Origin of the sequence: Ensifer sp. CCNWLY38 (assembly GCF_037120565.1) — a bacterium.
GTDB classification, from domain to species: domain Bacteria; phylum Pseudomonadota; class Alphaproteobacteria; order Rhizobiales; family Rhizobiaceae; genus Ensifer; species Ensifer adhaerens_H.
In genome coordinates, this window is sequence record NZ_JBBBBO010000001.1 from 71,987 (window position 1) to 85,589 (window position 13,603).

A 13,603-nucleotide genomic window follows, 5' to 3' on the forward strand; every position below is an offset into this window, starting at 1 on the left:
ATCAGATTCGTTCGTTTCATGCGGCGACGGCCGACAACAATTAAAATGCTGTTAGCATAATATTCAGTTGTCGTCGCAGCAGGATCGAACGTCCTGGAATCGGGACAATAAGACGTGGTAGTTGTACGTAAAGGCTGCTTCAATTCAAAATAATACGAAGCCTGGATCCGCCACCCGGCGGGAACCAACAACTGCTCGCAACGTCTGCCTTCGACTATCTCTGTGAACCGCAAGGCTCCGGCTCATCGACCGTCTTTCTGCGCAAGCAGCATGAAACGGAACAACACAACGATCACAGGCGAGGCCTGCTTGGAACGATCTCGCATAGTCGTCATCGCCAGTATCCTGGCTGCACTCGGCGCGATCCTGCCGATGCTGGCGGCCTATTATCTTTCCTGGTCGATCGCGGTGCGCAGCGAGCAGACACGGCTTTCCCATCTTGCCGACTACGCCATCATGCGCGCCGATGCGGCGCTCGAGGAAGCCTCCCGGGCGCTGAAAGCCGCCGACCGGTTCGACATGCCGCCCTGTATGGCAACGCATATCGCAGCGTTGCGCTCCCTCGTCGTCAACACGACCTCCATCGAAGACATCGGCTATTTCGAAAACGGGCTGCTGAGGTGCACCTCGTGGGGCTACCCGCCGCGCCGTCTCACCCGCTCTTCGCCCGCCGATTTCTTCGCGAGCAACGGCGTCGAAGTCATCCCGCGGATGTATCCGACGATCAGTACCGGCGCCCCCATGACGGCGTTTCGCTATCGTTCCTACACCGTACTGACCAACCCGGCTCGATTCGTCGACGTGATTGCGGAGCCGGGCACCCGGCTTGCAGTCGCCACGAAAAACGGCGTCCTGATCGGCACTCTGAACAATCCTGACGCGTCGCTTACGGCCCGGCTCGCCGAACTTCCCAAAACCGGCAGCAACGCCGACGATCTGTTCGCAACCTCCCATGGAGCAAACTGGATCGCCGTCGCGAGCGCCCCCAACATCGCCATTTTTAAGGACATGGACCGGGAGCGCCTGCTGCTTCTGCCGGTCGGCGCCCTGGTCGCAGCGCTTATGGTCGGCCTCGTCGTCTGGCTGTCGCGGCGCCGTCTTTCGCCGCTCGGAGAGCTCTCCATCGCCGTTCAGCGGCGCGAATTCATCGTCCACTATCAGCCGCTCATCGAACTGAAGACCGGCATCTGCGTCGGTGCCGAAGCGCTTGTACGCTGGCGGCGGCCAGACGGGCAAATGGTCCGCCCCGATCTCTTCATACCGCTGGCGGAGGAGAACGGCCTGATCGAAGAAATCACCGACCAGGTCATCTATGCCACGATAGCCGAGTTGAAAACGATCCTCCTTGCGGATCGCTCGCTGCACATTGCCGTCAACCTTGCCGCCGACGACATCAAGTCGGGGCGCATCCTGCCGGTGATCCAGGCGGTGCTGGAAAACACCGGCATACTGACCCAGCAGATCTGGCTGGAAGCGACCGAACGGGGCTTCATGGACGTGAAATCCGCCCGCGCAACGATCGAGGAGGCCCGCCGGCGCGGCCACTCGGTGGCGATCGACGACTTCGGCACCGGCTACTCAAGCCTGCAATACCTGCAGGAGCTTCCGCTCGACGCACTGAAGATCGACAAATCCTTCATCGACACGATCGGAACGGACTCTGCCACCAGTTCGATCACGCCGCATATCATCGACATTGCCAAGTCGCTCGATCTCTACATCGTCGCCGAGGGAGTCGAGCGGCAGGAGCAGGCCGACTATCTCATCGAACGCGGTGTCCAGTACGGCCAGGGCTGGCTGTTCTCCAAGGCGTTGCCCGCAGCGGAGTTCATCGCCTTCTACAACAACAGCAAGCGCCGGCGGGGCACCGGCCCGACCGTAATCCGCCGCGAGATCGCCTGACGCCACGCCGTCGACCGCAATGCTAGGCCGCGACGTGAATTTGCGCGCTTCCGGCACCATTCCTATATAGTCGCCGCAACGACAGGAGATCTTTCATGACGACCGTTAAGACGCCCAAGGTGGTGAAGACCGATGCGGAATGGCGGGCCGTGCTCTCGCCGGAGCAATACCGCATCACCCGACAGCAGGGTACCGAGCGTCCGTTCACCGGCCCTTTCCTCAACAACAAACGGACCGGCACTTATGAATGCGTCTGTTGCGGCCGAGCCCTCTTCCGCTCGGATACCAAGTTCGATTCCGGCTGCGGCTGGCCGAGCTATTTCGCGGCGATCGACGACCAGGCGATCCACGAGATCGAGGACCGCTCGCACTTCATGGTGCGCACCGAGATCCGCTGTGCCGACTGTGACGCCCATCTCGGTCACGTGTTCCCGGACGGCCCGCCGCCGACGGGGCTTCGCTATTGCCTCAACGGCCATGCGATGACGTTTATCGAGGATTGACACTGACGCGCGGAAGGAGTGGCATGGGGCCTGCTGTTCCATTAGGAACAGGCCCCGCGCCGAAGCCGCGCTATCTAGACTTTGGGTCGAGCAAGCGAGAGGAGGTCCGCATGCTACGCATCCTGACAGCACTCACGCTCCTGCTTTCGTCTGCCGTGGCAACCTCGGCCGCCGACGACTGGCTACCCTATGCCAATGCGCGTTTCGGCTATGTGCTCGACATTCCCCCTGGCTTCGAACTGCAGAGCCAGGGCGACAATGGCGATGGCGCCAGCTTTCATGCCAACGACAACGGCGCGACCCTTTCGGTCTTTGGCAGCACATTGCTGGATGGCGACTTCGAAACCGACGTCAACGACCGCATCGGGGTCGAGCGCGAGGGCGACTGGCGGATCGCCTATGCACGGGTGACGGCAGCCTGGGCAAGCTTTTCGGGCGTCCGTGGCGAAGAAGTGTTTTATACCCGTGCCATCGCGCTCTGCGACGGCAGCGCCGCCTATTTCCGCCTGCAGTACCGCAAGAGCCGGCTCACCAGTTTCGACGGCGTGATCTCGCGGATGGCGGAGGCCCTCAGGCCATCGGAAGGCTGTCAACACCCGCCTGTCGCTGCGGTTGCGGGCGAAGCGCCGAACTGACCGCCGCTCAGACTGCGGCGCTGAAGCAGGTCAGCACGGCCGAATAATGAACGGCCGCACCGGTGACAACGAAACCGTGCCAGATCGCGTTCTGGAAGCGCAGCCTTTCCCAGACATGGAAAATCACGCCGGCGGAATAGATGATACCGCCGATCAGGATCAGCACCAGCGTCGTTGCCGTCAGTGCCGACAAGAGCGGCCCGACAGCGAGCACACCGCTCCAGCCCATGGCGAGATAGAGCAGGATCGCCAGCCGGTCGAACCGGCCGGGGAAAAGACACTTGATCGCAACGCCAAGGGCCGCGATCGCCCAGATGCCGATCAGCATCACGAACAGGAACGGGTCGTCCAAGCCGCGCTGCAGGAACGGCGTATAGGTCGCGGCGATCAGGATGAAGATCGAGGAATGATCGAAGCGGCGCAGGAACCATTTGGTCCGCGAGACCGGATAGAGATTGTAGAGAAACGAGATCGACAGCGTTGCAAGCAGTCCTGCTCCGTAGACGGCGGCGGCGGCAAGCTGGCCGCTGGTGCTCCAAAGCGTCGCATAGAAGATCAGTGCGGTGACACCGACGAGCGCGGCGGCAAGACCGATGCCGTGCACGATGCCGTCGGCAATCAATTCCGAGCGGTCATAGTTCCATTTGACGCCAGCAAATTCCACGCGATCCCTCTCCCGGGTCTCTGTCTTTTTCTCGGGCACGCTCGTAGCTGTCGCGCCATCATCGCCATCCTGCCACAGCCCCGGGCCGCCGAAAAGATATGGGGGCGTGGCGAAAGCATCAACTTTTGCAACGCATTACGACAATCGCATGATATGTCTGCGAAGTGCGCGGGTCCTTGTTCGCAGGCGCATCGATGACCCATGGGCTGAAATGATTAAGCCGATCGGGAGGAGAACCATGTTGATGTTGCGCACCCCTCAGCCGGAACTGGCGGCCGCGCTCAGCGACCTTTGCCTGCGATCGAAAGCGGTATGGGGATACGACGCCGCCTTCCTGGAGGCCTGCCGTCCGGCGCTGACGCTGACGGCCGAAGACTGGAAGGATTCGGACCTGCAGATCGCCGTCGATGGCGAGAGGATCCTCGGTCTGGCGCAGGTTCGCTCCGATGGCCAGATCGCCGAACTCGACAAGCTCTTCATCGATCCGGACGCGCGCGCCGCTGGCATTGGCCGCAGCCTTTTCGACTGGTGCGTCGAAGCAGCGCTCAACCGCGGCGCCACGGTGATGACGATCGATGCCGACCGGGGCGCTGCCGATTTCTATCGCCGCATGGGCGCGGTCGATGATGGCGTCATCGCATCGACCGTAGTCCCGGGGCGCTTTCTGCCGAGACTGAAGCTGGAGCTAAGATAACGATCCGAAGATCGCCGCTGCGGGCACGGCGGCGATCGCGCGATGGTTCATCTTCCGCCGCGGGCAACCTCCGCCGCACATTCCTGACAGAGCGGCGCATGGGGAACGGCTTGCAGGCGCGCTGACGAAATCGGCAGGCCGCAGCGGACACAGGTGCCGAAGGTGCCGGCAGCGATCCGGTCGAGTGCCGCGTCGATCGCGCGGATCTCTTCCTGACCGGCAAGACCGAGGCCCTCCAGAACCTCGTCGCCTTCCCGCTCGGTCACGCGATCCGGCACATCGGCGTTCATGGGCTCATCGAGATCGTGCTCGATCTTGACCAGCCGCCCCTGCAGCTCCTCCTTGCGGTGCGTGAGGCGGCTGCGAAAATCGTCAAGCGCAAACTTGTCCATCTGAAGACTCCTCGGCGGTGGCGGCGCAAGATCGCGCCGCAGCCGCTCTTATTGTTGGTGGGTTACCGGTCGACGAGTACGGCGCAGGCGCAATGGCTGACCACGCGGCTCGCGGTCGATCCGATGAAGTAATCGATCAGGCCCGGCCGGTGGGAGGCGATGATCACCAGATCGGCATTCTCTTCGCTCGCGAAGGCATTGATGGTGCCGGCAGCGCCGCCGGTGCGAATTTCAACACGGCCGTTGATCCCGTGCTTGGTCTTCATGTCCTCGAGCGTCTTTTTTGCCTGCTTGCGGGATTCCTCGACCATCTCCAACGGGAAATCGACGATCATGTAGCCCTGCGCATAGGCATTCAGATCTTCGACAACGTTGAGCAGGATAATCTCGCCCCCTTCGTCGATCAGCTTCTCGGCGATGCCCAGCACAGATTCGCCGTGCTCGAGCTGATCCATGGCAATCGGGACGATGATCTTCTTGTACATGCTGTACTCCTTCTGTTGCCCTCACGGATCGCCGCGCCAGATGTGGCGGGCCAATCCCTCGTCTGGAGATTGCGCCTCGACCGCTTTCCCGGCTTTGATTGAAATCAAATCGAAAGCGCCGCGCTCGCGTGACCCTACTCAAATGGAGGTAGGGCGACGGAAACCACTGTCAACGCTCATCGAACACAACATCAAGCGACTGACGGGCTTCCGTGAACGGGCGAGCCGGCCCATATTCCGGACAACAGTTTCAACGAAACTGGGCCGGCAGAGCCGCTACGGTTTCGACGCCCAAGGAGGCAGACATGACGGATACCCCGACCGAACACGCCCTTGCCATGCCTGCGCATGTCGACCACGCACATCTGGTCGTCCAGGATCTGCCCGTTGTTTCGGCCTGGTATCAGAAAATCATAGGCTTGAAGCCGATCGAAACGAGCAAGAGCGGCGAAACGCTCGGCGTTGCCGGCCGCCCGCTCCTCAGCCTGACAACCGAAGGCAACGCTGCCAGGGCACCCCGCAATGCACCGGGTCTCTTCCACAACGCCTTTCTCGTGCCGAACCGCAACGAACTCGGCCGTTGGCTGGCCCACGCCGCCCACAACAACATTAGGCTACAGGGCGCTTCCGACCATCTGGTCAGCGAAGCGATCTACCTCGCCGACCCCGAAGGCAACGGTATCGAGGTCTATCGTGACCGGCCGCGCTCCGAATGGAGCTTCAACCCAGACGGCACCGTCGGCATGGACACGCTGCCGCTCAATCTCCAGGCTCTCTATGACGAAGCACCCAAGGACAATTGGGACGGCATGGCTGATGGAACCGCCATCGGCCATATCCATCTGCAGGTCTCCAACATCCCCGAAGCCGACGCGTTCTTCCGCGACGTGCTGGGACTTGGGCTGATGGCACGCTATCCGGGCGCGAGCTTCTTCGGCTCGGGCAAGTACCACCACCATGTCGCCGCCAACATCTGGAATTCGCGTGGCGCGCCGAAGCGCGAAGGCCATATGACCGGGCTTTCGGACTATACGATCCAGTACAAGGACCCGGCCGAACGCGCCGCGGCGCTTGCCAAGCTCGATGCGCTGGAAATTCCGGTCAACCGCGCCGGCGATGGCTACAGCCTCATCGACCCCTGGGGCATCGGCCTCAAGCTGGTCGCCTGACCGCTCTCTCCCGGACCGCAGACGAATGATGTCTGCGGCAACTCGTCGGCCGCAGCCGCCTCAGGCGCTGCGGTCGTATTTTTGCTGCGCCTCCAGCACCGCCTCGATGTTGTCTTCGGCCCAGCGCGTCAGGGCGGCGACGGTCGACCTCAGCGTGCGGCCAAGCGGCGTGATCGCATATTCAACGGTCACTGGCACGGTGGCATAGACGCTGCGGCTGACGAGACCGTCGCGCTCCAGCTTCTTTAGAACCTGCGACAGCACCTTCTGCGAAATGCCGTCGATCTCGCGCTTCAGCTGATTGAAGCGCACCGGCTGCTCGTCAAGCTTGCCGAGCACCAGGACCGCCCATTTGTCGGCAAGCCGGTCCAGCACCAAGCGGGTCGGGCAAGTCTGGATATAAACGTCGTATTCCATCAGGCACGCCCCCACGGCGGTTTCCGGCCGGAAACCATGTCACCAAAAACTGCCTCCTTTACAGCATTTTTCTGGGTTTATATCTAGTATCCATCCGCAATATGGTTTCACTTAGATACTAGGGAGCATGACGATGGCAGGCAAGATTCTGGTTCTCGGGGCAAATGGAACGATCGGCAGCAAGGTGGTGCGCGCGTTGATCGCAGCCGGGGAAACGGTCAAGGCAGCATCCCGCAAAGCGACGCCGGTCGAAGGCGCCGAAGCCGTCGCCTTCGACTACCAGGACGCCGCGACCTTTGGGCCTGCGCTAAATGGCGTCGACCGCGTCTTTGTACTGACGCCGGGAGGTTACCTCGACCCGGTGGGCCTGCTCAGCCCGATCGTCACCGCTGCCGCCGCACGCGGCATCAAGATCGTGCTGATGACCGTCATCGGCGTCGATGCGGATGACAAGATCCCCTACCGCCAGCTCGAACTGCTTGTCGAAAAGACCGGCGCGCCCTTCGTCATCCTTCGCCCCAACTGGTTCGCCGACAACTTCCAGACCTACTGGATCGAAGGCATCCGACATGGCGCCATCGCCGTGCCGGCAGCCGAGGGCAAGACGAGCTTCATCGATACGCGCGACATCGCCGAATGTGCGGCAGCCGCCCTCACGAGCGACGCCTTCAACGGTCGCGCCTACAATCTCACCGGCCCGGAAGCGCTGAGCTACGACGAAGCCGCCGCGATCCTGTCGCGCGTCACCGGCAAACCGATCGCCTATGCACCGGTCGACGACGATACCTTCGTTGGCATTCTGACAGGTGCCGGCGTGCCGGCGGACTATGCCCGCTTCCTTGCCTCCATCTTCTATCCGGTGCGCGAGGGCTGGGTCGCTAAACCGACCGGCGACGTGAAGACGATGACGGGCCATGAGCCGCGCAGCGTGGAGACCTACGCCAAGGACAACATCGCTGCGCTCAAAGCCTAAACTACCCTTTTGAACGGATCCGCCCGCCGACTGGCGGGCGACATGCCGACCGCGAATCGTACATTCCTAGAGTTGCGGATGAGCCTGTTTGAACCTCCTGCGTCAACACGTCGCTGGATAGCCGCTGCTTCGTCAATCAATAAACTTGAGTAATTTACTCACATATCTTAACCGCATGTCCAAGTGGCCTCGCCCAAGGTCACATACATTCGGAGTTAATGATATGAAAAATAAGAATATTTTTATGGCTGCCCTGGCAAGCAGCACCCTCCTTTCAAGCCCTGCCATGGCCGTTGACTTCCGCCCCCAGGCGGAGATCGAAGGCGGCTTCTTCAGTGGTGGTTCGGGTGCCAGTGGCGGCTTTTTCCTGCCCTTCGTGCTCGATTCGGGCAATGCGATTTTCATCGATACACGCGGAGCGATTGAAAATGACTCCGTTCGTCAGGGCTCGATCGGTGCGGGCTATCGCTTCCTCGCCAATGATCAATGGGTGATCGGCGCCTATGGCTATTACGACTATCTGAAGAGCAGCTACGGCAACTCCTTCAGCCAGCTGTCCATCGGACTCGAAGCGTTGAGCGGCGACCTTGAAATGCGCAGCAACTTCTATCTGCCGCTGACGGGCGCGAAGACGCTAAACGCTTTCAACACCGCCTACGTGCGCGACCACGTGCTCGTCTTCCAGGAAGGCAGGGAACGGGCGCGGCGCGGCATCGATGCCGAAATCGGCGACCGGCTGCAGGTGTTCGAGGACGACTCCAAGGTGCACCTCAAGGTCTTTGGCGGCAGCTACTGGTATGGCGGACGCAACCTCGACGACATGTTCGGCGCCAAGCTGCGTGCGGAGCTGACCTTTGCCGACCTGCCCGGCCTCTCCGAAGGCTCGACGGTTTCGCTCGGCGTCACCGGCACCTATGACAACGAGGACAAGCTCAAGGGCGCCGTCATGGCCCGGCTGCGCATTCCGTTCGGAGCGACCGGTTCGAGCGGCAACGCCTTCGACCCGATGACGCAACGTGTCGAAAGGTCGACCAGGATCCACACCCACGCAGGCGCCACCGGCGACATCGAAGCGGCCCAACTCGCCGACAGCGGCCGCAACGCCGGCCGGGTCGTCACCGTGTCTTCCGCCTCCGGCAATGCCGATGCCATCAATACGCTGATCGGTTCGGCGGGGACGAACGCACTGATCCTTGCCGACGGCGACCTCGGCCTCGACCGGACGCTGGCCCTTCAGAACGGCCAGACACTTCTCGGCGGCGGCGGTGCGCTTGCCGTGCGCGGAGCACGAAGCGGCGCGACGGCCACCTTCGTCAATGACGGCGCGGCCACGACGATCACCGGCTACAATCCGGCCCAGGACGTCATCGCGATGGCAAGCGGCAGCACGGTCTCGTCGCTTGCGGTCCGCGGCGGTCTCGCCGGTATCTCGGCGACCGATGCAGCGAACGTGACGATCGACAACGTCGATATTTCCGCCACCAATCACGACGGCATTCGCTTTACGCGGGTCAATGGCGCACTGGTTCAGGACAGCCGCATCCACGATCTCTTCATCTGCGAAAACAACACGACCTGCGAATTCTCGATCTATAATCCGAACAAGGCGCCCTTTGCCGCCGTCAGCTCCGTCGGCAGCCGCGACGTGACAGTACGCGACAGCTCGATCGACAAGTTGACCTACGGCGTCTTTGCCGGCGGCGAATTCAGGAAGGTCGGCCGGACAGACTATGAGCTGGTCACTGGCACGGAAAGCGTCACGATCGACAACGTGACGATCAGCAACTCCCGCCGCGAAGGCGTGCTGCTCGTCGCAGGCAAGGATGTCAAACTCGATCGCGTAACGGTCGACAATTCCAAGCAGGATCGCGACATGGACCTCGTGGTGCTCCAAGGCACTTCGAATGTCGCCATCAACGACATGCGGCTCATGGGCGGCATCAACGGCCTGATGCTGGTTTCCAGCCCGAACCTCGATGCGACGACCACCAACGTCAACGTAAAGGGCCTGAAGGTCGACGGCACGCGCAACGCCGGCATCTTCTTCAATCCGGTCTCGGGCATCTCGCTTCAGGACGTCGCCGTTACCAATGCCGGCACCTATGGCGCCTACATCTACGGCAACGAATACGAGTTCCTGGGAGGACCGGTGCGCGACATCGTGCTGAAGAACATGACGGTCGACAACGCCGGCAAGGCGGGCCTCTACTTCTCCGGTCCGACCGAGGACATCACGGGCAACGTCAGCGTCACCAACACGCCGAAGGATTGCCTGCTCGACAACGGCTGGTCGGCCGGAACGATCACCCAGTCGCCAGGCTCGGTGCTGACCGTCAACGGCACCAAGCTCGACCAGGGCAACGCCGCGGCCCGTTGCCGCTAACGCGCAATCCACGCCCGGGCAGCTGGGCGTGGCTTCTCCTTTGTCCGTTCGGGTTGGCCTATTCCGATCGACGGCACTCGAAGGTGACCACGTGGTCACCGGCGATGCGGGGGACCGCCCGTCCCGGTTTTCCGGGACGGTGCCTTGTCAGACAGGCAGGCGGCAGACGGCGCCGACGAGTCTGGCAACCAGCGGCCGCACGAGAAGCACGCAGATGAAGGCGACGGGCATTGCGAGCCCGTAGGAGCTGAGCACGCGGGTTGGATAACCGGCATCGATGCCTGTGTTGGCGCCGACGATGACGCAGCACATCAGAAACGCCATGATCGCCGACATGAAGAAGGCAAAGGCGATGGGCGCTGCTCGGGGCGGCAACTTGCGGCGACGCGCGATCCGCGGGGCCGATAGGGTATCTTCCATCAGAAGCTCTCCTGAAATGACCGAGGGGACCATCCCCTCGCTTCGGACCGAACTATACGGATCGCGCTGCGGCGATGTAGGCCATTGCAGCCTCCTTCAGAAGTAGGCAAAACCATCGAATAGAAACCAATATTCGATGGGTAGGATTATGGACACGCTGCGCGGGGTGGAGAGTTTTGTCAGAAGCGTCGAAGAGGGCAGCATCGCCGCGGCCGCGCGAAAGCTGGGGATCACCCCCGCATCGGCAAGCCAGAACATTGCGCGGCTTGAACGTACGCTTGGCAGTCGGCTGCTCAGCCGAACAACCCGCCAGCTCGGGCTGACCGAAAGCGGCAGGATCTATTACGAGCGGGTACGCGGTGTCGTTCATGAACTGGAGCTTGCGGCCGCAGCGGTCTCGGCACTCAACGCCGAACCGCGCGGACCGCTCAAGATCGCTTCATCGGTCGCCTTCGGCCGCCATGTCGTGGCGCCCCTGGTGCCGTCCTTCGCTGCAAAATTTCCCGATGTCTCGATCGAACTCGTCGTTACCGATCGGGAGATCGACCATATCGGCGAAGGGATCGACATCAGCGTGCGCTTCGGTCTGCAACTGGAACAGGGCTTGATCGCCCGCAAGCTTGCTTCCGTGCCGATGATCATCTGCGCCGCGCCATCCTATCTGGAGCGGCGCGGCCGCCCGCAACGGCCGGAAGACCTCATCCATCACGATTGCCTTGTCTACCGCTATGCCGGGCACGGCCGCATCTTTCGCTGGGCGTTCACCCGCGACGGCCTGCGCTTCGAGCCGGAACTGAAGGCGACGATCGTCAGCAACGACATCGACACGCTCGCCGAAATGGCAATCGCCGGTGCCGGGATCACCCGCCTGGGAGCTTTTATCGCTACTGACTTGATTTCACGCGGCTTGCTTGTGCCGCTGTTTGGCGGCGCACCGCGCGAAGGCGTTGCCAACACCGACCACGAGCCGTTCGACTTCTACGCCTGTTTTGCCGACCGTCAGGCGGAAACACCGAAGGTTCGGGCCTTCATCGATCATGCGGCGCAGTCGCTCAAGGGCCGGTGGTAGCCGTCACAATCGCCAGGTAGCCACGCTATAAGGCGGGCACCGCCTGCGGGACATTCTGCCAGTCGGCTTCCTCGGCGAGCTTTGCCTCGCGGCGAAGCTTGAGTTTATAGCCGACTTCGACGATCGCATGGATCGCCGGGACGAACTCCTCACCGAGGTCGCTGAGCCTGTATTCGACCGAAGGCGGTGACGTTGGCACGATCCGCCGTTCGATCGCGCCTTTCTCCTCCATCTCCTTCAGTCGTGTGCTCAGCACCTTCGCCGATATCCCGGGAATATCAATCTTGAGCTCACTGAAGCGACGCGGACCGCCGCTCAGATACCAGATGATGTTGGGCGCCCAGGCGCCGCCGAGCATGACCATGCACTCGCCGACCGGGCAGGTCGGCGGCAAGGCGGCAGCCCTATTCTTTCGAATTTTCAAGCTCATGGGCAAAATTCTCCAGTTACCGCGGGGAAACCGGAAACGTCGGTAACATAAAGTTATCTCATATACAAAAGTTATCGCCTGAGGTTAGGTTCCGCCCGTCTTCGCAGAGACCACCATTGCAAAAGGAATTTAGCCATGAAGCTTTTTTATGCCCCCGGCGCCTGCTCGCTCTCGCCCCATATCAGCCTGCACGAGGCCGGCGTCGATTTTGAGATCGTCAAGGTCGACACCGCAACACACCTCACCGAAGGTGGTGCCGATTTCAAGGCGATCAATCCCAAAGGCTATGTGCCGGCGCTGGTGCTGGAAACCGGCGACGTCGTCACCGAGGGCGCGGCCGTCGTGCAGTATATTGCCGACCGTTTTCCTGAGGCCGGGCTGGCGCCCGCCAACGGCACGCTGGAGCGCACCCGCCTGCAGGAGCAACTGAACTTCATCGCCTCCGAATTGCACAAGGCGTTCTCGCCACTGTTCAGCAAGACGGCGAGCGCCGACGCAAAGGAAGCCGCCGCAGCGCAGGTCGGCAAACGCCTCGGCAATGTCGAGACGCTGCTATCCGATGGTCGCGCCCATCTGCTCGGAGACGCTTTTTCCGTGGCCGACGCCTATCTCTTCACCGTCGTCAATTGGACCAGCGTCACGGGTATTTCGCTTGGCCCTTGGCCCCACCTGACAGCCTATATGCAGCGGGTCGGCCAGCGCCCGTCTGTGCAGGCGGCAATGCAAGCCGAAGGGCTGATCGCAGCATGAGCGCCCCGAACAATCCGCAATTCGCCGCGATCGTCGAGGTGCTGCAACGCTACTTCGATGGGCTCTACCGAAGCGACACCAGCATCCTCAAGCAGGTCTTCCATCCGAAGGCGCTCTACGCTACGGCGACGGACGGCACCCTGCTGGAACTCGACATGGACAGGTATTTCCCTGTTGTCGACAAGCGTCCCTCGCCCGAAAGCCGTGGCGAGGAACGCGCCGACCGGATCCTTTCGATCGAACTTGCGGGACCGGTGACGGCACTTGCGAAGGTTCAATGCGCTATCGGCGAAAGGGCCTTCGCCGATCTTCTGTCTCTTGTCTTCGTCGACGGCCGCTGGCAGATCATCGCCAAGGTCTTCCACTACGACATCAAGCCCGCGAAATAAGGAGAGGCAAATGCCCTATGTAAACATCAAGATCACCCGCGAGGGCGCGACCGCCGAACAGAAGGCCGCCCTGATCAAGGGCGTGACCGATCTGCTGCAAACGGTGCTCAACAAGAACCCCGCCACCACCTTCGTCGTCATCGACGAGGTGGCGCTTGAAGACTGGGGTGTCGGCGGACTGCCGGTTGAGGAATACCGGCGGCAGGCGAAGACGAAAACGTAAGAATGGCCGGGCCTTCCTCCCAACTCAAAGGGGGGAAGGCAACTCCCAGGGAACGGCGAATACTCCGCCGCCGGAGCCTTTGCGCTTGATCGCTATCGCCGGGCT

17 protein-coding genes are annotated in these 13,603 nt (G+C 61.8%); 11 read left to right on the top strand and 6 right to left on the bottom strand.

What is annotated here, in order from left to right:
* Nucleotides 1-309 precede the first annotated feature (309 nt).
* The 3 genes from V7S54_RS00340 to V7S54_RS00350 all read left to right on the top strand — a co-directional run bounded on the left by V7S54_RS00340 (nt 310) and on the right by V7S54_RS00350 (nt 3,040).
* Nucleotides 310-1,902 (top strand): EAL domain-containing protein, encoded by a 1,593-nt coding sequence (locus V7S54_RS00340; protein WP_083203473.1) that lies wholly within the window; start codon nt 310-312, stop codon nt 1,900-1,902.
* Between the two features lie 95 nt (nt 1,903-1,997).
* A complete protein-coding gene (gene msrB / locus V7S54_RS00345) occupies nt 1,998-2,405 on the top strand; it encodes a peptide-methionine (R)-S-oxide reductase MsrB (protein ID WP_065372509.1) in 408 nt (135 codons plus the stop codon).
* Nucleotides 2,406-2,515: 110 nt separating this feature from the next.
* Complete coding sequence (locus tag V7S54_RS00350) at nt 2,516-3,040, top strand: hypothetical protein (protein ID WP_065372510.1); 525 nt, start codon at nt 2,516-2,518, stop codon at nt 3,038-3,040.
* A 7-nt stretch (nt 3,041-3,047) separates the two neighbouring features.
* Here V7S54_RS00350 and trhA read toward each other — a convergent pair whose 3' ends face one another.
* A complete protein-coding gene (gene trhA, locus V7S54_RS00355; protein ID WP_065372511.1) occupies nt 3,048-3,704 on the bottom strand; it encodes a PAQR family membrane homeostasis protein TrhA in 657 nt (218 codons plus the stop codon).
* Nucleotides 3,705-3,942: 238 nt separating this feature from the next.
* Between trhA and V7S54_RS00360 the strand changes: the two genes are divergently transcribed.
* On the top strand, nt 3,943-4,398 hold the full coding sequence (locus V7S54_RS00360) for a GNAT family N-acetyltransferase (protein WP_065372512.1): 456 nt from the start codon (nt 3,943-3,945) through the stop codon (nt 4,396-4,398).
* A 47-nt stretch (nt 4,399-4,445) separates the two neighbouring features.
* Here V7S54_RS00360 and V7S54_RS00365 read toward each other — a convergent pair whose 3' ends face one another.
* Both V7S54_RS00365 and V7S54_RS00370 read right to left on the bottom strand, forming a co-directional pair.
* Complete coding sequence (locus V7S54_RS00365) at nt 4,446-4,790, bottom strand: TraR/DksA family transcriptional regulator (RefSeq protein WP_057250441.1); 345 nt, start codon at nt 4,788-4,790, stop codon at nt 4,446-4,448.
* A gap of 62 nt (nt 4,791-4,852) precedes the next feature.
* The gene (locus tag V7S54_RS00370; protein WP_065372513.1) at nt 4,853-5,275 is read right to left on the bottom strand and encodes a universal stress protein; all 423 of its coding nucleotides are present in this window, start codon (nt 5,273-5,275) and stop codon (nt 4,853-4,855) included.
* A gap of 305 nt (nt 5,276-5,580) precedes the next feature.
* Here V7S54_RS00370 and V7S54_RS00375 point away from each other — a divergent pair, with 305 nt between their 5' ends.
* Nucleotides 5,581-6,444, top strand: coding sequence for a VOC family protein (locus tag V7S54_RS00375; RefSeq protein WP_065372514.1), 864 nt, complete (start codon nt 5,581-5,583; stop codon nt 6,442-6,444).
* 60 nt (nt 6,445-6,504) lie between these two features.
* Here V7S54_RS00375 and V7S54_RS00380 read toward each other — a convergent pair whose 3' ends face one another.
* Nucleotides 6,505-6,861 (bottom strand): winged helix-turn-helix transcriptional regulator, encoded by a 357-nt coding sequence (locus V7S54_RS00380; protein ID WP_065372515.1) that lies wholly within the window; start codon nt 6,859-6,861, stop codon nt 6,505-6,507.
* A gap of 133 nt (nt 6,862-6,994) precedes the next feature.
* On the opposite strand from V7S54_RS00380, the gene V7S54_RS00385 reads away from it, so the two are divergent.
* Entirely contained in the window at nt 6,995-7,834 is an 840-nt protein-coding gene (locus V7S54_RS00385) for an SDR family oxidoreductase (protein ID WP_065372516.1), read from the top strand.
* 286 nt (nt 7,835-8,120) lie between these two features.
* Complete coding sequence (locus V7S54_RS00390) at nt 8,121-10,217, top strand: right-handed parallel beta-helix repeat-containing protein (RefSeq protein ID WP_336407959.1); 2,097 nt, start codon at nt 8,121-8,123, stop codon at nt 10,215-10,217.
* Between the two features lie 147 nt (nt 10,218-10,364).
* On the opposite strand, the gene V7S54_RS00395 is transcribed toward V7S54_RS00390, so the two are convergent.
* Nucleotides 10,365-10,637 carry a DUF2798 domain-containing protein gene (locus V7S54_RS00395; protein ID WP_065372518.1) on the bottom strand — a complete coding sequence of 91 codons (273 nt, stop codon included), beginning with the start codon at nt 10,635-10,637 and terminating at the stop codon, nt 10,365-10,367.
* Nucleotides 10,638-10,785: 148 nt separating this feature from the next.
* On the opposite strand from V7S54_RS00395, the gene V7S54_RS00400 reads away from it, so the two are divergent.
* The gene (locus V7S54_RS00400; RefSeq protein WP_065372519.1) at nt 10,786-11,706 is read left to right on the top strand and encodes a LysR substrate-binding domain-containing protein; all 921 of its coding nucleotides are present in this window, start codon (nt 10,786-10,788) and stop codon (nt 11,704-11,706) included.
* A 25-nt stretch (nt 11,707-11,731) separates the two neighbouring features.
* On the opposite strand, the gene V7S54_RS00405 is transcribed toward V7S54_RS00400, so the two are convergent.
* On the bottom strand, nt 11,732-12,136 hold the full coding sequence (locus V7S54_RS00405) for a winged helix-turn-helix transcriptional regulator (protein WP_065372520.1): 405 nt from the start codon (nt 12,134-12,136) through the stop codon (nt 11,732-11,734).
* A gap of 135 nt (nt 12,137-12,271) precedes the next feature.
* Between V7S54_RS00405 and gstA the strand changes: the two genes are divergently transcribed.
* From gstA to V7S54_RS00420, 3 genes are read left to right on the top strand one after another with little or no spacing between them, the layout of a single operon-like run.
* Complete coding sequence (gstA, locus tag V7S54_RS00410; RefSeq protein ID WP_065372521.1) at nt 12,272-12,886, top strand: glutathione transferase GstA; 615 nt, start codon at nt 12,272-12,274, stop codon at nt 12,884-12,886.
* Nucleotides 12,883-13,275, top strand: a complete 393-nt coding sequence (locus tag V7S54_RS00415) for a nuclear transport factor 2 family protein (RefSeq protein ID WP_065372522.1) — start codon at nt 12,883-12,885, stop codon at nt 13,273-13,275. The genes gstA and V7S54_RS00415 overlap by 4 nt, the downstream gene beginning before the upstream one ends.
* 10 nt (nt 13,276-13,285) lie before the next feature.
* Nucleotides 13,286-13,498 carry a tautomerase family protein gene (locus V7S54_RS00420; RefSeq protein ID WP_065372523.1) on the top strand — a complete coding sequence of 71 codons (213 nt, stop codon included), beginning with the start codon at nt 13,286-13,288 and terminating at the stop codon, nt 13,496-13,498.
* The last annotated feature ends 105 nt before the right edge of the window (nt 13,499-13,603 follow it).